General features: G+C 44.2%; 18 protein-coding genes. 17 read left to right on the top strand and 1 reads right to left on the bottom strand.

The window, feature by feature from the left end; translation table 11 throughout:
- The first annotated feature begins 9 nt into the window (after positions 1–9).
- The 14 genes from BGP78_RS21115 (at position 10) to BGP78_RS21050 (ending at position 17,469) form a co-directional block, all read left to right on the top strand.
- Complete coding sequence (locus BGP78_RS21115; protein ID WP_119863245.1) at positions 10–1,176, top strand: acyl-CoA dehydrogenase family protein; 1,167 nt, start codon at positions 10–12, stop codon at positions 1,174–1,176.
- Positions 1,177–1,187: 11 nt separating this feature from the next.
- A complete protein-coding gene (locus tag BGP78_RS21110) occupies positions 1,188–4,013 on the top strand; it encodes an aminotransferase class III-fold pyridoxal phosphate-dependent enzyme (RefSeq protein ID WP_119863244.1) in 2,826 nt (941 codons plus the stop codon).
- Positions 3,988–5,073 carry a nitroreductase gene (locus BGP78_RS21105; protein ID WP_119863243.1) on the top strand — a complete coding sequence of 362 codons (1,086 nt, stop codon included), beginning with the start codon at positions 3,988–3,990 and terminating at the stop codon, positions 5,071–5,073. Before BGP78_RS21110 ends, BGP78_RS21105 begins: the two co-directional genes overlap by 26 nt.
- Before the next feature lie 10 nt (positions 5,074–5,083).
- Positions 5,084–5,845: an outer membrane lipoprotein-sorting protein gene (locus BGP78_RS21100; protein ID WP_119863242.1), complete on the top strand. Its 762-nt coding sequence runs from the start codon at positions 5,084–5,086 to the stop codon at positions 5,843–5,845.
- 9 nt (positions 5,846–5,854) lie between these two features.
- Entirely contained in the window at positions 5,855–7,264 is a 1,410-nt protein-coding gene (locus BGP78_RS21095) for an FtsX-like permease family protein (RefSeq protein ID WP_119863241.1), read from the top strand.
- The gene (locus BGP78_RS21090; protein ID WP_119863240.1) at positions 7,261–8,517 is read left to right on the top strand and encodes an FtsX-like permease family protein; all 1,257 of its coding nucleotides are present in this window, start codon (positions 7,261–7,263) and stop codon (positions 8,515–8,517) included. Before BGP78_RS21095 ends, BGP78_RS21090 begins: the two co-directional genes overlap by 4 nt.
- 10 nt (positions 8,518–8,527) lie before the next feature.
- Complete coding sequence (locus BGP78_RS21085) at positions 8,528–9,247, top strand: ABC transporter ATP-binding protein (protein ID WP_119863239.1); 720 nt, start codon at positions 8,528–8,530, stop codon at positions 9,245–9,247.
- 47 nt (positions 9,248–9,294) lie between these two features.
- A complete protein-coding gene (locus BGP78_RS21080) occupies positions 9,295–10,437 on the top strand; it encodes a hypothetical protein (RefSeq protein WP_259386401.1) in 1,143 nt (380 codons plus the stop codon).
- A gap of 9 nt (positions 10,438–10,446) precedes the next feature.
- A complete protein-coding gene (locus BGP78_RS21075; RefSeq protein WP_119863237.1) occupies positions 10,447–11,457 on the top strand; it encodes a trans-aconitate 2-methyltransferase in 1,011 nt (336 codons plus the stop codon).
- A 26-nt stretch (positions 11,458–11,483) separates the two neighbouring features.
- Positions 11,484–14,180 carry a PEP/pyruvate-binding domain-containing protein gene (locus BGP78_RS21070; protein WP_119863236.1) on the top strand — a complete coding sequence of 899 codons (2,697 nt, stop codon included), beginning with the start codon at positions 11,484–11,486 and terminating at the stop codon, positions 14,178–14,180.
- Entirely contained in the window at positions 14,181–14,486 is a 306-nt protein-coding gene (locus tag BGP78_RS21065) for a RedY protein (protein WP_119863235.1), read from the top strand.
- Positions 14,487–14,582: 96 nt separating this feature from the next.
- The gene (locus BGP78_RS21060; RefSeq protein ID WP_182912356.1) at positions 14,583–15,164 is read left to right on the top strand and encodes a 4'-phosphopantetheinyl transferase superfamily protein; all 582 of its coding nucleotides are present in this window, start codon (positions 14,583–14,585) and stop codon (positions 15,162–15,164) included.
- Positions 15,157–16,851 (top strand): acyl-CoA dehydrogenase family protein, encoded by a 1,695-nt coding sequence (locus BGP78_RS21055; protein ID WP_119863233.1) that lies wholly within the window; start codon positions 15,157–15,159, stop codon positions 16,849–16,851. The genes BGP78_RS21060 and BGP78_RS21055 overlap by 8 nt, the downstream gene beginning before the upstream one ends.
- A 132-nt stretch (positions 16,852–16,983) precedes the next feature.
- On the top strand, positions 16,984–17,469 hold the full coding sequence (locus BGP78_RS21050; RefSeq protein WP_259386399.1) for a histidine phosphatase family protein: 486 nt from the start codon (positions 16,984–16,986) through the stop codon (positions 17,467–17,469).
- 62 nt (positions 17,470–17,531) lie between these two features.
- On the opposite strand, the gene BGP78_RS21045 is transcribed toward BGP78_RS21050, so the two are convergent.
- The gene (locus BGP78_RS21045; RefSeq protein ID WP_119863232.1) at positions 17,532–19,028 is read right to left on the bottom strand and encodes a PLP-dependent aminotransferase family protein; all 1,497 of its coding nucleotides are present in this window, start codon (positions 19,026–19,028) and stop codon (positions 17,532–17,534) included.
- 183 nt (positions 19,029–19,211) lie between these two features.
- Between BGP78_RS21045 and BGP78_RS21040 the strand changes: the two genes are divergently transcribed.
- From BGP78_RS21040 to BGP78_RS21030, 3 genes are all read left to right on the top strand, one after another.
- Positions 19,212–19,787 (top strand): GNAT family N-acetyltransferase, encoded by a 576-nt coding sequence (locus tag BGP78_RS21040; RefSeq protein ID WP_119863231.1) that lies wholly within the window; start codon positions 19,212–19,214, stop codon positions 19,785–19,787.
- Positions 19,784–20,395 carry an FMN-binding negative transcriptional regulator gene (locus BGP78_RS21035; RefSeq protein WP_119863230.1) on the top strand — a complete coding sequence of 204 codons (612 nt, stop codon included), beginning with the start codon at positions 19,784–19,786 and terminating at the stop codon, positions 20,393–20,395. The genes BGP78_RS21040 and BGP78_RS21035 overlap by 4 nt, the downstream gene beginning before the upstream one ends.
- A gap of 474 nt (positions 20,396–20,869) precedes the next feature.
- A complete protein-coding gene (locus tag BGP78_RS21030; RefSeq protein ID WP_119863229.1) occupies positions 20,870–22,087 on the top strand; it encodes a hypothetical protein in 1,218 nt (405 codons plus the stop codon).
- Positions 22,088–22,173 lie beyond the last annotated feature (86 nt).

The following is a 22,173-nucleotide window of genomic DNA, read 5'->3' as shown; positions in this document are numbered from 1 at the left end:
GAAATAATTATGAATTTTGATTTTACCGAAAAACAACAACGTATAGCCGATCAAGCAAAGCAGATAGCACAAAAGCTCGACTTAGATGATGTTGTGCAGCGCGACTTAGCTGGCACATTTTCAAAACCTCTATTTAGACAACTTATTAACCAAGGCGTGGGGAAATGGTTGCTACCTAAAAGCATGAAAGGCGATGATCTTAATGCCCTTGAGCTAACGGCGGGCATTGAGTCATTGGCAGAGCACTGTGAAGATTCAGGGCTAATTTTTGCATTATCGGCCCATTTATGTGCTTGCATCCATCCTATTCGCGCCTTTGCCTCCTCAGAACAGCAAGCCCAGTGGTTACCCAAAATTACCAATGAAGCGTGGATTGGTACACATGCCATTACCGAGCCACAAGCAGGGTCAGACATCTATGCCATGACCACTAACGCACAAAAGAGCGAAGACGGATTCGTGCTTAACGGCCATAAAGACTATATCACTAATGCACCGGTTGCAGATTTCATCGTTGTACATCTGAGAACAGAAGACCGAGGTAATTACTTCGATTACTCCACTTTTATTCTGCATTCACATGAATATGGTGTTTCATTAGCGAAAGCACCACACAGCAAATCTGGGCTGCGTACCACAGCCATGGGTGACATTCGTTTTAATGACTGTCAAGTCCCTGAAGACGCGCTAATTGGTCGCCTAGGCGCTGGTGCGCCCATCTTTCAAGTTTCAATGGAATGGGAACGTGTTTGCTTATTTGCGCTGTACCTTGGACAAATGAAACGACAATTACAAAAAACCGCACATTACGTAAGCGAACGCCAGCAATTTGATGCGCCATTATCCAGTTATCAAGCCGTGCAACATCAATTGTGCGACATGTATTTAAACTATGAGACTGGCCGCCTACTTTTATACAAAGCCGCGTGGTCACTTGATAAAGGCGACATGTCTGGGGTTGCCAGTAGCTTAGCCAAAATTTCTATTTCAAACGCTGCAATTAGCAACGGTCAAACCGCCGTGCAATTGCATGGTGCGCAAGGCGTGATCAGCGGTGATATAGAACGCATGCTGCGAGACGCCATGCCCAGCGCCATTTTCTCTGGCACCTCTAATGTGCTTAAAAACAATATCAGTACAGCGCTTATTAAACGCTTAAAAGCTCAGTGGATTTAAGGATATAAGTTATGCAAATTCGAATCGGACAAGAAATATTAAGCCGTGAAGCGTTACTAGACAGCGCCGGGTTACTGGTAGAGTTTTCAAAAGCCAAAGGCGATATGCTGACGTGGCAAAAAGATGAACAGCAACACGATGTTATCGACTTAGTTGGTGGCTTTGGCAGTACGTTGCTTGGCCACAACCACCCTGAACTTGTGCAAACTATGCAGCAACTGCTCAGTGCAGACCGCCCAATGTGGGTGCAAGGCGCACAGCGCCCCATGGCGCAGCAATTGCGTACTGTATTGGCTGATAAGCTTTATTCAGAGACGCAAAAGCAGTATCAAATAGTGTTGTTAAATACTGGAACGGAAGCCGTCGAAGCGGCCTTAAAACATGCACAATACGAATACTATCAACGTATCAATGATGCACAAAAAAGCTGCGCGCAGAACTGGCGAGAGTTTCAGGTACGCTTGGCAACTAATCACATCGAGTTGAGCGATGACTTCTTTTGTGAATGTGAACGTTTACTTGAACAAGAGCCTATCGAAACCCTAGATGAACTAAAGTCTGCCATTGAGTTTCGTAATCAGCATGCTTTTAATCTACCGAGTAAAGTCGCGGCTTTCAAAGGTGCATTTCACGGCAAAACACGGGGCAGTTTAGCCACAACTTATAACCGTGATGCTCGCTTACCTTTCATAGCCAATAACCCTGACGCCACTTTCATTGATGATGCCGATGAATTTACAACCAAAATAGATACTTGGCAAAGCCATTATTGGTATATCGAATTTTCGCCGCTGCGACTGGTTAAAAAGCCCATTAATCAATTAGCCGCAGTGATCTACGAGCCAATTCAAGGGGAAGGTGGCGTCGTTCCGCTTTCAGCTTCACATAATGCATTGCTGCGCCATATTAAAGCACAATACCCAAGCACGGCGATCATTGCCGATGAGATCCAGTGTGGCTTAGGCCGTACGGGTGCATTTTTAGAAAGTGTCGCCAATGACACCCCCAACGACTACATTACGCTCGCTAAATCACTTGGCGGTGGCCTGTGTAAAATATCGGCTCTTGCTGTCGAGAAAGGTCGCTATCACAACGAATTCAGTATGCTACATAGCACAACGTTTTCTGATGATGACTTAAGCAGTGCCGTAGCATTAAAAACCTTAGCGCTACTTGAACGTGACGACATAAAACTCAAAACAATGCAACTTGGCGAACATTTTCTCAGCGCGTTTAATCAGTTAGCTCAAGACTACCCTGATATGATCACCCAAGTACGAGGCAAAGGTTGCATGCTTGGAATTGAGCTTGCGTCATTTGCCGATCACCCCAGTGCCACCATCTCTAATTTAGACTGTGAAAATGTACTTTCTATGGCCATTGCAGGGTATTTACTGCACAAACACCATATTCGCGTGCTGCCTTCTTTAGGTAAACGTAAAGTATTAAGAATGCAGCCCTCAGGGTATTTTGATAGTGCCCAAATAATCAAAGTAGTAGACGCTTTTCGACAGGCCTTTGATTTAATTAGAAGCCACCAAGTAGCCCCCCTGCTTTCACATTTAATTCACAGTGAACTGGCATTGACGCCATTTAGCAAAATAATGAATCATCCTCAACGTGACGAGCCAATAGCAACAGGGGTAGATAAAGTCGCCTTTATTAGTCATCTTATCGACCAAGATAGCCTTAACGAGATAGACCCTGGTTGGGAAGTGTTTGATGAGTATGAGCAAGAAGAGCTTAATCAACATATATTGCCCGTCACACTGCCCAGTATTTTGGCACGCAGACTCGTTACATCAAGTACCGGTAAACAAATTGAATTGGTCTTATTTGGTATTCAGATGGATGCCGAAAGTATTGAAGCCGACAGACGCTTTAATCAGGCGAAAATTATTCGCTCACAAGTGCATGAAGCGTATCGACTGGCCAGAGAAGAAGGCTGTAAATTAGTTGGGTTCGGAGGTTATACCTCTATTGTCACCAATAACTGCTGTGATTTTACGTTTAATACACCTGCTGCAACATCGGGGAATGCGTTAACCGTAGCAGCCAGTATTAACACTATTTTAAGTAGCGCTGAGCGCCATGGTATTGAACTGTCAAAAGCGACAATTGCTGTCTGTGGAGCCGCTGGCAACATAGGTCAAGTTCACAGTGCAGTACTTGCCAAGTACTGCCAGTCATTGTTACTCATTACCCGTGCAGGCAGCACCAGTAACATGAATAAGACTTTGGACATTATTTGTGAGAATTTATATCAAGCGGTTGATCAGCAGCAAACTGGCGGTCAGCTTCTAAAGGTATGCCGTGACTGGCTTGCACCTCGCTTGGGCTCAGAAGAACCGCATGTCCTGATCAGGGAGCTCAAGAGTATTTTACTTGCCCGACAATTGCTCGTGGTTAGTGAACAATTTGAAACCTGTAAAACAGCCGATGTCATTGTCAGTAATACCAGCAGTCCAACAACGGTGTTTACGCCCAACTATATCGCACAACACAAACCAGTGCTGATAAGTGATGTAGCAGTACCAAAGGATGTCCCAGAAGACATTGTTTTAACTCGCCCGAATGTCAAGTTGATCCGCGGTGGCGTGGTGAACTTATCTCATAATCCAAACTTTACCCTACCAGGTATGTTGCTGCCCAGTGGACAGGTTTATGCCTGTTGTGGCGAAACCATGTTACTGGGCTTAGCGGGCACCTTTAGTCATTTTAGTATGGGTGCATTAACCTGCTCTCAAGTTGAGCAAGTACAAGCATTAGCAGCAATTCATGGCTTTGAACTGGATCAGGAGAAACCGCAAAATGACGTCTTGCAAGCCGCTAGCTGATCTGGTTGCTGAGTGTATTGAGTTAGCGAAACTCGTACCGTCATCTCACAACTGTCAACCATGGCAGGTGCAATGGTACGCGCAAAGCGTGCCATTCGATGGGCGTTTACAAATTGGGTTTGACCCAGACAATATTATTAACGCACTGCCAGCATTACAGAATGAAATGTGGATGAGTCTTGCCGGGTTCAGTGCCGTATTGATAAACCTGCTTGAGGCCACGGGGATCACATGCGTGGTATCGAGCCCTATTACGGCAGGCACAAACAATGCAACTTGTGAGCATCCTTATATATTAGAAGCACAACTAACATACCACCCTGAGCGTATAAACCACGCTCGGTTTAATCAAATTAAATCGCTGTTAGAGCAACGTTACACCTATCGAGGTGCGCTCACTGGAAACAAAAAATTGGCGGTTCATGACCGTATTTTGTCTACGGTGCTTTGGCATAGCCCGAACATTGAATGGCAAAGTATAGAAGGTGATAAACACCTAAAAACGGCTGAGTTAGTGGCGCGTTTTGCCAGCCAAGACTTTAAACATGCCAAAGCATGGCGAGAAACCTACGCATTTATTGATTTTTCTAAAACACCCAATAAAGAGGCAGAGCGAGGCTTTAACATCCAACAACTAATGGGGCCTATGTCATTAATTAAGCGCAGAGCACACCAGTTGTTGCTAAACCCTTTATCAATGAGAGTGCTCGCTAAACTGGGTGTTGCAGATAGCATGGCACAGGTATTGAGCCAGCTTACTGCCCAAAGCAGCCAGATAATTTGTCTGTGCCAAAAAAGCACACAAAGCACCTTTGATTGGTTATGTGCAGGCCAAAAAATGATTGAAATGTGGCTTCAAGCCACGGCACAAGACCTTGCGATTCATCCTCTGAGTGTTCTATTGCAACACCCAGAAGCCAAGGCAGCATTACACGAGCAGTTAGGCGAAGAGCATCACCCTCTGTTTATCGCTCGCGTTGGCAAAAGTGATGCAGACCCAGAATTTATCGCCCAATTTAGATATCGCGCAGCATTACCGCGCATATTAAAACAACACTAAAAGGACCATTATGAAACAACTTGCTTTTCTTTTCCTTTGCTTTGCCTCATTTGTTAGTGCAGCAAAGACAGATTTACCACTCGGTAAATGGATAGACAGTGCGGAACGTATTTTACGGGCGCAAACCTCCGCATCGGTCCTAAAAATGAACATAAACAAGGCTGAATACCAAAGAGATTTTACCCTACTGGTACTCACCGATGACCGTGATGAAGCGCAAAAAGTGATGGTACGCATGCTGGGACCAGCTTTATGGCGTGGCAATATGACTTTAAAAGTCGATGAGCGAATTTCATTTTTTGAGCCTCGAAATAAACGCACCACAGTCATGAGCAGTTCAATGCTTGCTTCAAGCTGGATGGGCAGCCATTTCAGTAATGATGATTTAATGCGCGAAACAGATCTTGCGCAACATTATGCCTATAGTGCACAAAAAGCATGGGACAAAGACACTCGTAATTACCACCTTGTAGAGCTTACACCGCTGCCTTCTGCACCGGTCGTGTGGGGCAAAGTCCTATATACGCTTTATATCGAAGAAGGCCGAGTCTACCCAGAGCAAGTCACCTACTTTCGCCGCAAAGACGACCCGAAACCAGAACGTACACTTACTTATTCAGATATTAAAAATATGGATGGGATGAAAGTGCCGACCATGATGGAAATGCGCGTCACTGACAAACCAGATGAATACACACGTATGCATTATCAAAAAATAAAATTTAACACCGACCTTGCAGCCAGCAAGTTCTCTGAACAAGCATTTTTGTAAGGAAATAAAATGGGACTATTTATCAGACTCGCGTGGCGTAATTTGCTCCGAAATAGAAAAAGAAGCACCGTAACAGCGCTTGGTATTACCCTTGGAATTGGCTTTTGTATTACCACGTTGGCCATCATGGATGGGTTAAGCCACGACTTGATCACCGGCACCACGGCTGGGCAAGTGGGTCATATGCAAATCCACCAAAAAGATTACTTGGCCAAACGTCAGTTACAACAAACCATTACCAATAATGCTGAATTATTACAAAGCGTGCGCCAAAACACGCAAATTAGTGCCGCTGCGGCTCGCATATACAGCTTTGGTTATTTGAGTAAAGAAAACAAATCGGTTGGTGTCAGCTTATTTGGCGTAGAACCTGAACATGAAAAAAACGTCACAACATTAGCAGAGCAAATGACCAGTGGCACATTTTTGAGCAACCCAACGCCATGGCCGCTCGGCCAAGCATTGAACGATGAACAAAAACGACTGGATGAGCAACTTACCGCGCAAGCAGTAGCGGAGGCGTTTGCTGAACTGGATGGGCTATTTTTAGACAATACCTCAACACAGCAGCAAACCAATCAACTCATTGATACCCTGGCGCCATTACCAGATGTCCCCCCTAAAGTTATTTTAGGTGTGAAGCTCGCTAAAAACCTCCAGGCTGATGTCGGTGATATCGTAACACTTCTGTATGAAACCTCGTTAGGGGCACAGCAGTCATTACAGCTTGAAGTGGCTGGCACCAGCCGCCAAGGCACCGACTTAATAGACCGAACTCGCATTGTATTTCACCTACAAGATCTGCAAAAGCTATTGCAGCTACCTGATCAAAGTCACGAGATTGCGATTAAAACCCAAGACTTAGCGAATGTCTCGCTGCTCAGAGATGCTGTATCTGACACTATATCAGCGCAAAAGCAAGAACTTAGCGTACAAACTTGGTCTCAATTGCGACCAGACATTCTGGCATTAATACAATCAAACCAAGCATTGATGGGCACCTTAGTATTTATCATTTTCCTTATTGCGGGAGTTGGTGTGATGAACGCAATGCTGGTCAGTGTGATGGAACGTCGCAAAGAGCTTTGTCTTCTTAAAGCACTGGGCTTAAAGGGCAACAATGTGGTCTGGCTGGTCACGGTAGAAACCCTCATGTTGACTTTTGTCGCATCCATTGCAGGCCTGATCATGGGGATCGCATTGGGGAGTTATTTACAACAGTACGGCTGGGATATCAGCCAGTTTGGTGAGTTTAGCCTTGCAGGTGTTGGCATGACCAGCGCACTTAAAGCAAAACTCACACTAGATAATTTACTCACACCAGTTGTCGTGATGTTCATCATTGCATTACTAGCCGCCTTATACCCTGCTCTGTCAGCGGCTCGACTAATCCCAGCACAAGGAATGAGAAGCGCATGATCCACAAGCTCGCATTACGAAATTTGTTAAGAAATAAACGACGTTCATCCCTCACTTCGGTGATCATTGTATTCGCATTTAGCATGATGATTTTGTTTATGGGCCTGTCCGATGGTGGACACAAAGCCATGATTGATATCGGTGTAAGAATGGGTCTAGGTCATATTATTGTGCAACATGACTCTTACAGTGACGACCCTGCTTTACAGCATTTAATCGCAGAACCAGAGCAATTAATTGCGCAAATAAAACAGCAGCATCCCACGCTCACTGCCGTGACACGATTACGGGTAGATGCCTTAATTCAAGCAGGACGACATGGTGTAGCGCTTACTATTTCAGGCGTACAACCAAACAAAGAAAGCCAAGTATCTGCAATCGCAGATCAAAAAGCCATTATTGCAGGGAAAACACTGGCTCAGTTCACCAATGACCAACATATGCAGCGACTCAGCGGTATCGTCATTGGTGAAACATTGGCAAAAAACTTGGAAGTGCGTATTGGTGACACCGTGACCATCACAGCAAAACCGGCCAGTGGTGCCGATCTTGCGCGCTCTGCATTTATGGTTGCTGGCATCTTTAAGACGGGTCTACATGAGCTAGACACCTTTTGGGCTGAAGTGCCCTTAATATCGTTACAAACCCTGTTAGAAGTGCCAAATTATGCCAGTCAAATTGCATTGTACAGTCAAGCAAACCCAGAAACGTTGGCCGTCACAACACAACAGCTAAAAACTACTTTTAGTACCTATGATGTGCAACCTTGGCAAACAGCCGCTCCAGAGCTTTATTCTGCGGTCACCCTTGATGCCGCTGGCATGTACTTGCTGATGTTAATCGTCTATGTGGTAGTTGCTGTTGGGATCCTTAATACCGTATTGATGTCTACTTTCAGACGCCAAAAAGAATTTGGCATGATGATAGCTTTAGGTTCTCGTGCCAGCACGGTCTCTAAGGTCGTGTTATTAGAAGCGGTTTATCTCAGCGCTTTTTCACTCTCTATAGGGCTTGCGCTTGGCCTGTGGGGTCATTATCACTTCGCAACTGAAGGTCTCAATTTTAAAGAGGTCTTTGGCACAGCCATGGAAGCGGGAGGTGTATTGTTACCTGAGAAATTCTACTCCATTCTTGATACCAGCAAGCTGACATTAAGTGTGCTGTTTGTCTTCCTACTGACCATTATTGTTACTCTGATCCCTGCTATTCGTGCAGGTCATCGTTCACCACTTGCCGCAACCCAAGATGCCTAAAGGAATAACCATGATTAAATTAACCAAAATAAATAAAATCTTCGCTGACAAACACCAGTCTTTTCACTGTTTAAAAGACATTGATTTATCCATTGGCCAAGGTGAATTTACCGTGATCGCAGGGCCATCAGGATCAGGTAAATCAACCTTACTGAATATTATGGGTATGTTAGATAAACCCACTTCTGGTAATTTCCTTTTTGATGAAAAAGACGTCGCGCAATTTAGCAGCAATAAACTAGCCGATATTCGTCGAGACAAAATTGGCTTTGTATTTCAAGCCTACAATTTAATGCCCGTTCTCACTGCATTAGAAAACACCGAAATGATCATGGAGTTCTCAGGGGTAAGCAAAAAAGAGCGTAAACAACGTGCCATTGAAACGCTGGAAGCTGTTGGGTTAGGTGAGTTTAAAAATCGCTTCCCAGCACAATTAAGTGGCGGTCAACAACAACGGGTTGCAGTCGCCCGTGCTATTGCCGCAAAGCCCTTGTTGGTGATTGCTGATGAACCAACCGCTAACTTAGATTCTCAATCTACCGAGAGCTTACTCGACCTTATGGTCTCTCTGAACGAAAAACTGGGGATCACCTTTATCTTTAGCTCACATGATCCTCGCGTTATCGAACGCGCGCACCGTGTTATACACCTACAAGATGGGAAGGTTATGCGCGATGAACAACTGGCTGATATGAGCGCAGGGCATCCTCAGGCTGCAATGTCATCGTGATCAAAAATGTACTTATTAGCGCCTGCATTGTAATGCAGGCTTCCAGCTTGGCATTTGAAGATGATCTCGACATGCTACTCGGCGAAGCGCCTGCTGAGCAGCAGACGTGGTCTGGGGTATTTGAAGCGAATTTACTCGTATTAGATGGTCAAACAGACTCCGCGATGGGCACTAACCAGTTCGCTCGGTTAGAGTCGTACACACAGTTATGGCAAGGCCAATGGGTGAATCATGCTCAAATTGATTTTGATTATGTTAATCATGGCTGGGCATTGCCGATGTTTGCGCGCCCAGAGGTTGCCGACCGCGCGGTCGATTTAGAATGGCAAGATACTCAAAGTCACCACCAATGGCATACGCAGCTAGACTGGAGCTATTGGCAACGCAGTTTTTCTAATAGTAGCCTCACTGTGGGCAGACAGCCTGTTACTTTGGGGCTCGGTCGCGTGTTTTCACCAACGGATCCCCTCGGTGCGTTTAATGTCTTTGACTTAGACAGGCTCTATAAAAGTGGGGTGGATGCCATTAAATATGACTATTTCCTCACGGGCTCGGTGCAAACGCAAAGTATTGCCACGGTAAATAACCATGATCATCTGCAGCTACTACAAACAATTAAAGGCAGTTTAGCGCAAGGTGTTTGGTTAGTGACTCTGGCCCATAGAGAAGAGCAAAAGTATATTTCCGTCAGTGCGCAACATTACATTGCAGGGCTTGATGTTGATGGCTATGCCGAATATCTATATGGCAGCCTGTCCGACACCAGTGAAACGGTATTCAAACAAGACTCGCATCAACGTATGTTATTGGGGTTAAGCACCAAAGTGGGTGCCAACGGTATGCTCGCAGTTGAATGGTTGCAACAAACACTCGCGGCCAATACTCAGTCCGATTACGCCTTGTGGCAACAACGTTACGAGCACAGCAATATAACCAATCTAGGCATTGCAAAGCGCTATTTAGCGCTGTCTTACGCCGATGAGTGGAGTGACCTAACGCGCTACGAGCTACTCGCAATGCAAAACCTTATCGATGACCACATTAATGTTTCTGCCGTGATCACCCACTCAGCAAGCGACAATCTGCAAGTGCGGTTTGCGCTGGCTTATACCCCCTCTTCGGGGCCAATTAACAGTGAGTTTGAACAGTTTTCTGATCTTGTTCAACTCGGTATTCGTTATTATTTTTAAGGCTAAATAATGCAATTAACCACTTTAAAAAAACTTATTTTTGACAAGAACATCTTTGCGTTTTTACGCTTAGGAAAACAAGTAGACACCGTATACCGCACCAGTTTTGTCACCGCAGCCAATTCTAGTGGCCTGTTAAATAGCTTAAATCAAGGGGAACAAAGCCTGATCCAGCTACAGCAACAGCTCACTATCGATGATACCAAACGTGATGCACTAGAAGCTTGGTTAGAATGTGGCGTACGCTTGGGTGAATTAGGATTCCGGTCTGGCCGCTATCGGCTTAAAGGTAAACTCAGCCGCCACTTAGCCAAACAAGAAAATCAAATCGCTGCCGCTATGTTTGAAGAAGCCATTCGCTATCATTACGATGCACTACTTAGCGCGCCAGTGCGCATGAAACAAGACAAGGCATACCAGCTATCAGATCAAGACGGTAAGGTAATAGCACAATCATCGCAAATATTAGAGCCGTTTGTCGAAGAAGCCATTGAGTGGAGCCTAAAGCATACTCAGCCTAAAGCGATTTTAGAAGTCGGTTGCGGTGCTGGGAAATACCTCGTGTATTTACGTGATCGGTTAGCAAGTAGTGAAATCACCGCGATTGATTACCAAGCCGATGTCGTTGCACAAGCAAATCAAACCCTACTACAGAATAATATTAAAGACATAGATTTACGTCATCAATCATTCTTCGACATGCAAGGAGAGTCACTCTATGACTTAATTACTTTGCACAATAATATTTATTACTTCACAGAAGAACAGCGTCAAACCGTACTCACCCAAGCTCATAAATTACTCAAGCCCGGTGGCCAGCTATTAATGACCACCAGCTGCCAAGGTGGTAGCAGTGCCATCACGGCATTAAACCTGTGGTTCAGTTTAAGTGATGTGGGCGGTGCCCTGCCAGAGGTGGAGCAACTAAAGCAGTCACTTGGGCAATCAGGGTTTGCTCATGTAAATAGTAAACGATTAATGCCAGGTGAAAGCTATTTTGCATTTTTGGCACAAAAATAAGTCATACTTCGCGTAAGGATATACACATGACAGTTAATTCTCTGGCTATTGAACAACCACTCAATGGTGGGATTGTTCATTTTGATAGCCAACAAGTCGCTTCTGTTGAGCAGGTTGGCGGAAAAGGCGCATCTTTATGCGCGATGCATAGTGCAGGACTCCCTGTCCCTATTGGTTACTGTATCACGGTCAATTTATTTGAAGAGTTTTTACAGCAAACTCAACTTCTGAATCGATTTGACCCAAGTAAAGGGGTTACTGAGTGGCGCGCATTAGCAACCGCCATTACCAGCGTGGCACTGCCTGAGCAAATCGCAGCACAGATAAGCAATGCCAGTGCGTTATTAATAGGCCCTGTCGCCGTGCGTTCTTCTGCAACGGATGAAGACAGCGATAGTCATTCTTTTGCCGGTCAGCATGTGACTAAGCTCGCCGTTGAAGGCACTGACAATATATTAGAAGCAGTGAAAGCATGTTGGGCTTCGGCCTTTAGTGAAGCGGCTTTTCAATACCGTCAAACAACTGGGCAAACGACCGATATTCCTAAAATTGCTGTCGTTGTGCAACAAATGCAGTTTGGTGATGCATCTGGGGTTGCGTTTGGTCAACACCCCACAACCTGTTCAAAAAATGCCTTTATTATCGAAGGCTGTTATGGTCTATGCGAAGGCTTAGTGTCAGGGCAAGTAAGTAGCGATAGCTATGAAATTGATAAGCTCAATGGCGAGCTGCTAGCCCATACAGTTCAGCCAAAACAGCATCAAATTGTACATATCGACGGCTCCATAAAAAAACTCGCAGTGCCCCCAGCTTTACAAAATGAGCAAGTGCTTAACCATATTGCCCAGCAATCTTTATACAGTGTATTGCGTCAAGTAGAGTCTTATTATGGCTGCCCTCAAGATGTAGAGTGGACCCTCAGTGATGGAAAAGTTTGGCTTTTACAAAGCCGCCCTATTACAACAAAAAACACCAAAACTGAGCCTTTCTACTTAGGCAATAAGTCAGAGCATGTGCAAAAAGACATTCTCTGGTCTCGCATGGATATTGGCGAAATATTTACTGGTCGAATGACGCCATTGGGCCAATCATTCGCGCATTATTACCAAACACATGTTCATATTGATTGTGGTAAAAAACTCGGGCTACTTGATTTAGGTGAAGCGAACGAAACCATCGCCTATCATAAGGGTCATGTGTACTTAAATGTATCTTATACCGCTTGGCAACTGGCTCAAACACCAGTTGGCGCAGATCAAACCCCATTTTTAGCGCGCTTTAGCAGTGAAGCCATTGATTTAACCGGCTATGAAAACCCGTATGGTGCCAAACATAGTCACCCTAATATGACGCCAAAACAATGTCTGCGCTATTGGATAAAGCAAAACGTCAAAGAGCTATTTCAGGCAAAGCGCAGAGCAAAATCTATGATCACCTCGCGTTATCAAGAGTTTGATCGAGTGCAAAGCCAAGACATCACAACACTGTCTCATGACGAACTACGCTACGAGCTTGATCATTGCTTAAACTACTTTAAAGCAATGCACGAGGGTTACTTACCCTATTATATCAACGCTTTTGCATGTTACGGCTTACTTGAAGAGCTCAGTGCAAAATGGTTGGGTGACAAAAGTAAACATCTCCAAAATAAAATCAAAGGGGACATGTCTAACCTGAGAACCGTTGCCAGTGCACAAGAACTGTGGCAACTGTGTAAAGTGCTCAATGCATGGCCGCAAGTCAAAGATGTATTTACCAATAAAGACATTGCCGACATTGAAGACTTCCTTAACACCACGCCACTGGGGATCCGATTTACCAACGGGCCTCTTGCTGAGTTTATGCGTGACAATGGTGTACGTGGGCGTGAAGAAATGGAGCTCACTCACCCTCGCTGGTTAGATGACAGAACCTACGTACTGCAAATGATTAAGTTGTATCTGAAACAAGGCTATGAAGTGGATGATGCCTTAGTTGAACAAACACAGAAGCAGCAAAAGATAAGCGATGAGCTACTCAATGAATTGAGTTGGACCCAGCGCTTTACGATTAACCGAGTCATCTCTTTGTATTCTGGTTGCGCTAAACTGCGTGAAGAAACACGCATGAGTATGACCACCTCAATTTGGCTCGTTCGTCGAGTGGTGTATGAAGTCGCTAGACGATTAATTGATCAATCACTTTTGAGCAGCTTTGACGATGTGGCGTATCTCGACTTTGAAAATGTAATTCAATACTTAAATAACACCATTACCGCTGAGCAGCTCACCGATACTCAGCTTATTAGTAAAAATCGCGCTCAATATCAGCAATGGCAAGCGCAAGCTGAACCTCCTCTGACGTTTATTGGCAAGCCTAGTAGCCAACCTGATCTCATTTTTGATCCCAGCCTCACCTCATTAGAAGGTCTGGCGACATCAGAAGGCTTTTGCCGAGCACGTGCTTGCGTGATCACTGATTTAGCTTCACAAGCCGGCGAATTTAAAAAAGGTGATATTTTAATTGCCCCATTCACCGATGCTTCTTGGACGCCCCTGTTTGCATTAGCAAGCGCCGTCGTCACAGATATTGGTTCAATGCTCTCTCATAGCTCAATTGTTGCCAGAGAGTTTGGCATTCCTTGTGTGGTGAACACCCATCATGCAAGTGCCTTAATAAATACTGGCGACATTATCACTGTTGATGCCCATAAAGGTCTAATAATTGTAAATAAGGAAGATTAAATGTCTGTTATTATTGATAAAATAAAACTCAAATCAGAAGAACACCGAGCTAATTTTGAACGTTGGGTAAAAGAAACTGATTATATCGCGTGCCATGATCTGCACACCGTACAGCGCTTTGTGGTCAGTAAAGTAAGCGGTCAAGATTACGACTATGTCGAAGTCGTTGCTGTTAGCTCATTGACTGATTTTGAAGCTGAAACCCAAACACCGTTGTTCCAATCCTTGATTGCACAATTCACGCAAATGGCCGATGTGGTAGAAACCATTCATGCCGATGAAATCTTGCCAGGCTATCAGTGGTAATAGCCTAGCATGCTTTCTCATTTATCAGCTTCAACACACAGTGACGTATATGCTGTGTACTTGCCGCAACTGATGTTGCGGCTAAAGGTCCCTGCGATGCAACAGCAACTTATGTCAAATTTGAGCGCTGATGAGTTAGCAACTTACCATAACTTTATATACAAAAAGCCAGCACTTAGCTGGCTTGGTGCTCGACTGGCGGCAAAGTGGTTACTTAAAAAATACCAATGTCACAATACCACGACCAAACAGCTGTCTTTGGTTAAAAACCCCCAAGGAGCCCCCTTTTGCGCCATATCGGGTCAACCCGTTGGGATTAGCCACACATCAGACTTAGCCATCGCAGCGTTGAGCAAGTCACCTTTTGGCGTAGACACAGAGCACCAAAGTCGCTTTGATACAGCCCCAGAACCCTGGTTTTCAAAAGGTGAACTCTCACAGGATGATGCGCAAGCAATACCCAGCGCCACACAACTATGGTGCTTCAAAGAAGCGCTATACAAAGCCGTTGGCACAGGTCCATTTGTGACCTTCTGCCAAGCCGTTCGTATTAGCGCTTGGTACACTAACCGAGTCATCATTGCGACAAACCCATACACTGAGTTGACGCACTGGCGTCGCCACACATGGCAGCTACACAACCATGATATTTTATTGACAGAACCTATTTATGACTGATCTAAACCACGATTTTTTAAAAACTATTCAGCACCTTGAAACAACGCTTGGCGACCCCACAAATGAACAAAGCGAGATTAATTTCGCCCGCTCTGTGACCTTGGATGAAGCACAAGCTTTTCCTCACGACTATATTCGTTATTTAACGGACATCGGTTACTTCTCACATTTTGTTCCTACTGAAATGGGTGGGCAACTTCATGAGTTTTCAGAGCTACTACTGCTGTGTAGAACCCTATCTCGTCGAGATTTAACCGCAGCCATTGCTACTGGGCAAACCATGCTTGGTGCTTTGCCTGTATGGTTATGTGGCGATCAAACACAAAAAAGCCTGTTAGCAGAGCATATTCTCCAGGGTCATTTAGGCTGCCTAGCGCTTACTGAAAAACGTCATGGTAGTAACCTGCTGGCGAGCGAAGTGAGTGCAACAGAACACGCCGATGACTATCAGCTCAATGGCGAGAAATGGCTGATAAATAACGCAACTCAAGGTCATACTATGACTATTTTGGTGCGTAAATACGATCATAATCAGCGTGAGTCATTAGCGGTATTATTGCTCGATAAAACCTGTATTAAAGACTTCGAAAACATTGAAAAGATCAATACTCATGGGATCCGCTGTGCCGATATAAGTGGGATCCGCTTTAACAATACACAAGTACCCAAATCCGCGATAATTCAGACGAATGAACCGGGTATGTATGGCGTATTAAAAGCACTACAAATTTCGCGTATTCTGTGCGCAGGGTTTTCCTTAGGGGCATTCGATACCTGTCTCAGGTTAACCTATGACTTTGCTAAGTCACGGGCTTTATATCAAAAAACAGTATTAGATATGCCAACCGTTCAACAAGGGCTTGGCCGCAGCTTCGCTAAGTTGCTGGTGGCTGAAATGGTTTCTTTAGCCAGTAGTAAAACCCTAAACTATGCCGGAAAAAGCCTGAGTGTTTACTCTGCAAGTTGTAAGTACTGGGTACCCAAAACCACCGAGCTTGCTATTGACGAGCTTAAGGTCATTTTAGGCGCTCGATATTATTTACGTGATGAGTATCAAGCGGGCATGTTCCAAAAAATGCAAAGAGACAATGCGGTGGTTTCTTTATTTGATGGCAGTAGTCAATTAAATCTCGGGCTAATTTCATCACAAACGAATGCAATTGCGAGCAAGCTACTAGATAACCCATGTGCACACCCTGATATAGCAGCTTGGTTTGACTTAAACACGGCAAAATCACTCAGTACAATAAGCAGTGCAATGTTAAGCGTAAATAACATGGGACAAGATCCAATCTTAGCGTCATTCTTAGCAATAACAGAACAGCGTCAATTTGATAGATTAGATGCAAACCTACAAACCGTATTACACACCTTAAAACAGCAGATTTTAAGTTGGTGCGACACAATACAAACATTGCAGCACAATGAGCAAAATGAACCGGCAAGCGTGGTAAGATTTGCAGCCACGAAGCAATATACACAACTATTTGCTGCCAGCTGTTGTGCACTGTATGTCATTTTTAATCCATCACACCCGCTTCTTGGGCAATCTGATATTGCGCAAGACTTGTTAACGGTAATACTCGATGATAGCGACTTATGGGTACCGAGTAACGCATTACTAGGCACGTTAGACACACAACACCAAAATCAATCTATGTACTCACTACTAGCATTGCCTAAATAATATCAGTACCCACTTTTACTGACGGCTTAGCGGTCACAATACATTACGCACTTTGGCAGGGAGACCTGCCTATTTACATCTTTCATACTGTTTTGCTAAAGTCGAGACAACTTCCCAAACTCAAACACACACATGAAAATTAAGATAATTCTTACATTGCTGGCCATAGTGACTTGGCAATCGGTGGCTCTACCTGAAAAAATTGTGTTATTTCGTCATGCCGAAAAAATGACAGGTAAAAACCCACACTTAACTGATGAAGGAATAAAACGTGCAAAAAGATTAACCATCATGCTAGCTCCATATAAACCGACGTCTTTATTCAGTACCGGCTATAACCGCACACAACAAACCATCACACCGTTAGCCGAACACACAAAGTTAGCCGTTTTACCTTACAACCCACGCGAGTTGCCCGCGTTCGCCGAGACATTGCGCAATCTGTCTGGCACCATTGTGGTTGCAGGTCACAGTAACACAACGCCAGAACTCATCGAGCTTCTCAGCGGCCACGTAACACACATCAGTGAAACAGAATTTGATAAAGTATTTGTATTAACTCCCACGAAAACGCCCAGCACGTTACACTGGCAACTAGACAGGTTGTCATCCAATTAACAGTTATTTACTGCCACCTTGTTAAAAAGCCATTTACTTAAGCTCGCAACGGGTAAATGGCCTCACTCATAGAGTATATCAATGATGATCTGCAACCCTTTAGCAAGCATGTCGGGTGATTGCCCTGCAAAACCTAATCGAATATGCGTGTTTTGAGACGCATCACCGCGCAATGAGCGCGTACTGTGCTCAAAATAGAATTCACTTTGTGTTTGCACATAAACCCCGCTTAACTTTGCCTTCTCTTTTAATTGGTTAACATTTACCCCCATATCAACCCACATCGCCATGCCTCCATCGGGTTTGTCATAACGAATAGGATAACCTTGCGCCTGATATGCTTGCAGTAATCTATCAAGGTGTTGATAGTTGTTCTTATATAATTTTGTCATGCGTTTGGCATGTCGTTCAAAACCACCTTCTTTCATCCACTGTGCAACGCCAAGCTGAGTCAGTACGTCATTTTTATGATTTACCAGCTGTTTGAGTGCTGTTAGTTGCGACATAATCGAGTTACTACATACAATGTAACCAAGGCGAGCGCCCGCAAACATCAGCTTTGAAAATGTCGAAACGTAAACCACAATGCCCGCAGGGTCATCACTGGCCATAGGGGCGATAGGCTGGCAACGATAATGAAATTCATGATCATAGTCATCTTCAATGATGGCCACCCCATGCTCATAACACAGTTGATATATTTGCATACGCCGAGTCATAGAGAGCGTCACGGTGGTTGGATATTGATGTAGCGGCGTTAAATACAGCAACTTAATTGGATGGACCCTTAATTGTTTCGCTAAGTCTTCAACACACAAACCGTATCCATCTTGACGAATATCAACCAAAGACGCCCCGCATGCAATAAATGCTTTACGTGCTGGTGGATAACCCAGTGTCTCGACCGCAATACACTCTCCTTCACCAATAAAAGCTTTGGCAATAAGAAATAAGGCTTCTTGAGAACCATTACAAACCAAGAGTTCGTTGGCTACTAATCCCCGAGCTTTCGCTAAATAGGCGGTGATCTGCGTTTTAAGATCTGGCACACCCGACACCTCTCCATAATGGAGTAAATGCGTGTCTAAGCGTTGACATGCGCTCCCCATCGCACGCTTAAACTCATCAAATGGAAACTCCGCCAGATCAGGTAAGCCGCCAGCAAAATTAAAGCGGTAGTCAGACAGTGATAAAGGGGCCTGTGCTGCATAGACGATTGGCCAGTTAAAACTTCGCGTTTGATAACGTTCAGCCACGGCAACAGTTCGATGCTTTGAAAGCGTCAAATCCGGACGCAGGCTGCTGTCTATGGGTAAACTGTGAGTCACTCTATAACCAGACCTTTCTTGTGACTCTAACCACCCCTCTGCGACCAATATTTGTAATGCATTCATTACTGTATGTCGATTTAACGCATATGCTTGAGCCATAATTCGTGCTGAGCTTAGCTTCGTGCCAGGGCTTAGCTCACCTGTTTTAATCGCACGTCTAATCGCCCTTGCCAATTGTAAATAACGTGCGGGCCCATCGCCACAAAACTCAACTGGAATTGGATTCATTGGTCTATTGGTCTATTGGTTATACCATATTATTTTTAATTTACTATACCAAAAGCAACTGAGAAAACCACTTAATACTCCCAGTCAGCTACCCATCTGGTCTAGCTGGTTTATTAAATCTGGTTGTATTAATTGAGCCAAAATAACGTAATTTGCTCTTATCCCCCCAGATAAGGAATAAATATGTTAACGCCAGTCACCCTATCCAGCAGTAAAGTTACGTTAGAGCCCATCGCTCAAAAACACCTTGCAGAGTTACTCGTCGCAGGACAAGACCCGAGTATTTGGCGTTGGGTACCAACAAATTACTGTTTATCTGAAGCAACCTTGCAAACATGGTTAGAAACCACGGCAAAATTTGATGAAGAGCAACAACTAACATTTGCCATTATTGATAATGAAAGTCATTGTGTTGTCGGTACAACGCGCCTTTTTCTACTTGATAAACACAATCTCAGTGCGGAAGTTGGTCATACGTTTATTGGTGTACCATGGCAAAGAAGTTACGTTAATAGTCATGCTAAACACTTAATTTTGAATTACGCCTTTGAACAGCTAAAACTTGTACGTGTTACTATTTGTACGAACGAAAAAAATGACAAATCACGTAATGCTATCATAAGATTAGGAGCACAATTTGAAGGCATTGCCTACAAAAACCGCCGCTCCCCTGATGGCTTATTTCGTAACAGCGCAATACACAGCATCACAGACACGCTGTGGCCAAGTGTCAAACAACGTTTGGAGCATTTTTTATGAGTTATCCGCCAAAACCCTTTACACATATTCCAGAGGCACAGCTATATGAGCTGATTGCACAATATCCACTGGCGACGATCCTAAGCGGCTCATCTACCGCCGCACTGGACCAAGTGTGCCAAGTACCTATGCTATTTGACCAGGATACCGGCACTTTCATTGGCCATGTCACCGCAAATAACCCCCTTATTCAACAGGAAAATAACACAATAAAGCTGCTATTTAATGGCCCAAATGCATACTTATCCCCTAATCATTGTAACAATGACATTTTACCGAGCTGGCTCTATGCGAGTGTCGAAGTCACGGGAACATTAGAATTAATCAAAGATCATTCTGAGCAAGTAGCGGCAATGACCCAGTTAACTAATCACTTTGAACAGGGTTTTGATACGCCTTGGCAAATGAATAAACTCAATGACAAAATGATCAACGCAATGTTTAAACAAATTCGATTTTTACGTATCACGGCATCGCAGCACAAAGGTAATTTTAAGCTCAGCCAAAACAAACCAATGCGGATCCGTGAGCAAGTTATTGCCAGCTTACATGCTGAAGGAAGAACAAGCATGGCACAGCTAATGCTAAAGTCATTGACCCATAAATAGTCTGGTAAAACAGTGGCTCATGGTCGATGCCAATGTTAATAGTAAAAACGTCAAGCTGGTTATCCCAATGTCGATAGGCCACCTCACCCGAACACTGATCTTGGATCCGTATTGTATGAATAGCCTTAATGCGACAACAGACGTTAATTATTTGACACCCTAAGTTGTGCGCATTGATGCTTCTGACCAAAAAACACCAATGCGTCGCATAATGCAAATATAACGAGCACCAGCACTTGCAGATTGCGTAAAATCATTTGTAAACAATACTCTTTCGCAGAGCCTGCAAACTAGGCTCTGCGATAAAACGCCTTATTAAAAGATATAAATAACTGAATTAACATTATTTGAACAACGCTACTCCCCCGAAGCTCTACTAGCTCTATCTCAACCTTTATTTAATGGCATACCACTTGCTTCTTAGTACTGAATACAAAGTTAACGCTACTGCTTAGTAGCTTTTAGGAGTCTCTTATGACACGAACATTCACTAAGACCTTACTACAGTGTGCTGTAGTATGTGCCATGTCAGTTAGTACCGGCACATTGGCATCAGACGGAAACGGCTGTTTGTCTGGGTTAATTGCCATTGACCGCACAGGCCATAGCGAACAAGGAAGTTTGTATCATTTAGACACAACCAATCTTACGTCTACATTATTATCGGGTACAACCACGGCAGCGAGTAACATTGCCAGCTTTGGTAACACTCTGTATATGATGGAAAAGATAGACAGTAACACCAGAGCGTCAAAACTGTATGCATTTGACTTATCAACAGGCCAACAGCGCACCTTAGCAGATACGACCTCGTATACGATTAAGCGTTCTGCAATGTCCCCTGATGGCAGCTATTTGCTCGCGACCAGTCAAACTTATATGTATCAGTTTGATGCTGCGACAGGTGTAAAAACTGTGATGGGAAAAATGCAAGCTGATGATGCAAGCTATGCCGATTTTAAACACGGCGATATTGCATATTCAAATGATGGCAACATCGTCTACGTATTAAACGCAAAGTCACTGTACATGCTCAATGAAAATGACATGACATTAGATAAAATAGGAGAACATGGGCTTAATTGGGCGTCTGGCTTAGCTGTGGGTAGCGACGGAACACTCTATGTTTCAGCACGTAATGCGAATGAAAACGCCAAAATTTACACCCTTGATGTCAATACGGCACAAGCTGCTTATTTGATGGATGGCCCGAGGCACATGGCCGACTTGACCTATGTCAGTGGCTGCGGAAACAGGTTGATAAGTATTGATAATTTATACCGTGATGGTGTCAATGCCGCACATCAATACTACCTAGATAACGCACTCACTGGTGCAGTCGCCAATGTTGAAGGGTTTAGAGATGGATCGTTCAACTTTAACGCCGCCGGTTTTCCGGTCGAGTCTAAAGACCAAGGTGGTAATCACAACAAAATTACTAAACACCCTAATGCAAATCGTTGTGCGAGGATGTGGAATAACTTCTTAGACCACCAATATACATTGAATCAAAGCGGGGCAGGAGGTAAAAAAGCAGATGGTTCAACGAAGTGGTATTACTCCACAATTGATGGTGACTATAAGGTAGTAAGTGCGCAAAACGGCTTGTGTACTTATAGCCTAAATGATGACGCGTCAATGCGGTTAGTGTACGACTCAACCACTGGCGATGTGTCTGTAACTCAAGACTGAATACACTGGCCACAGTAGCGCGATGCTGTGGCCATTATCTAGATATTTCACTCAACATTTGTGCCCTTCTACTGTATGCTTCTCCC

The sequence above is a fragment of the Pseudoalteromonas sp. MSK9-3 genome (genome assembly GCF_003590335.1).
Taxonomy (GTDB): Bacteria; Pseudomonadota; Gammaproteobacteria; order Enterobacterales; family Alteromonadaceae; genus Pseudoalteromonas.
Note: the sequence above shows the minus strand (reverse complement) of the source record. Positions and strands in the feature narration are given on the sequence as shown.

What these genes read in the sequence shown, in the direction of transcription:
- BGP78_RS21085 (WP_119863239.1), top strand. Translation starts at nt 8,528, where the DNA reads ATGATTAAATTAACCAAAATAAATAAAATCTTCGCTGACAAACACCAG.
- BGP78_RS21040 (WP_119863231.1), top strand. Translation starts at nt 19,212, where the DNA reads ATGTTAACGCCAGTCACCCTATCCAGCAGTAAAGTTACGTTAGAGCCC.
- BGP78_RS21060 (WP_182912356.1), top strand. Translation starts at nt 14,583, where the DNA reads ATGCAACAGCAACTTATGTCAAATTTGAGCGCTGATGAGTTAGCAACT.
- BGP78_RS21115 (WP_119863245.1), top strand. Translation starts at nt 10, where the DNA reads ATGAATTTTGATTTTACCGAAAAACAACAACGTATAGCCGATCAAGCA.
- BGP78_RS21105 (WP_119863243.1), top strand. Translation starts at nt 3,988, where the DNA reads ATGACGTCTTGCAAGCCGCTAGCTGATCTGGTTGCTGAGTGTATTGAG.
- BGP78_RS21110 (WP_119863244.1), top strand. Translation starts at nt 1,188, where the DNA reads ATGCAAATTCGAATCGGACAAGAAATATTAAGCCGTGAAGCGTTACTA.
- BGP78_RS21070 (WP_119863236.1), top strand. Translation starts at nt 11,484, where the DNA reads ATGACAGTTAATTCTCTGGCTATTGAACAACCACTCAATGGTGGGATT.
- BGP78_RS21050 (WP_259386399.1), top strand. Translation starts at nt 16,984, where the DNA reads ATGAAAATTAAGATAATTCTTACATTGCTGGCCATAGTGACTTGGCAA.
- BGP78_RS21090 (WP_119863240.1), top strand. Translation starts at nt 7,261, where the DNA reads ATGATCCACAAGCTCGCATTACGAAATTTGTTAAGAAATAAACGACGT.
- BGP78_RS21095 (WP_119863241.1), top strand. Translation starts at nt 5,855, where the DNA reads ATGGGACTATTTATCAGACTCGCGTGGCGTAATTTGCTCCGAAATAGA.
- BGP78_RS21030 (WP_119863229.1), top strand. Translation starts at nt 20,870, where the DNA reads ATGACACGAACATTCACTAAGACCTTACTACAGTGTGCTGTAGTATGT.
- BGP78_RS21055 (WP_119863233.1), top strand. Translation starts at nt 15,157, where the DNA reads ATGACTGATCTAAACCACGATTTTTTAAAAACTATTCAGCACCTTGAA.
- BGP78_RS21035 (WP_119863230.1), top strand. Translation starts at nt 19,784, where the DNA reads ATGAGTTATCCGCCAAAACCCTTTACACATATTCCAGAGGCACAGCTA.
- BGP78_RS21100 (WP_119863242.1), top strand. Translation starts at nt 5,084, where the DNA reads ATGAAACAACTTGCTTTTCTTTTCCTTTGCTTTGCCTCATTTGTTAGT.
- BGP78_RS21075 (WP_119863237.1), top strand. Translation starts at nt 10,447, where the DNA reads ATGCAATTAACCACTTTAAAAAAACTTATTTTTGACAAGAACATCTTT.
- BGP78_RS21065 (WP_119863235.1), top strand. Translation starts at nt 14,181, where the DNA reads ATGTCTGTTATTATTGATAAAATAAAACTCAAATCAGAAGAACACCGA.
- BGP78_RS21045 (WP_119863232.1), bottom strand. Translation starts at nt 19,028, where the DNA reads ATGAATCCAATTCCAGTTGAGTTTTGTGGCGATGGGCCCGCACGTTAT.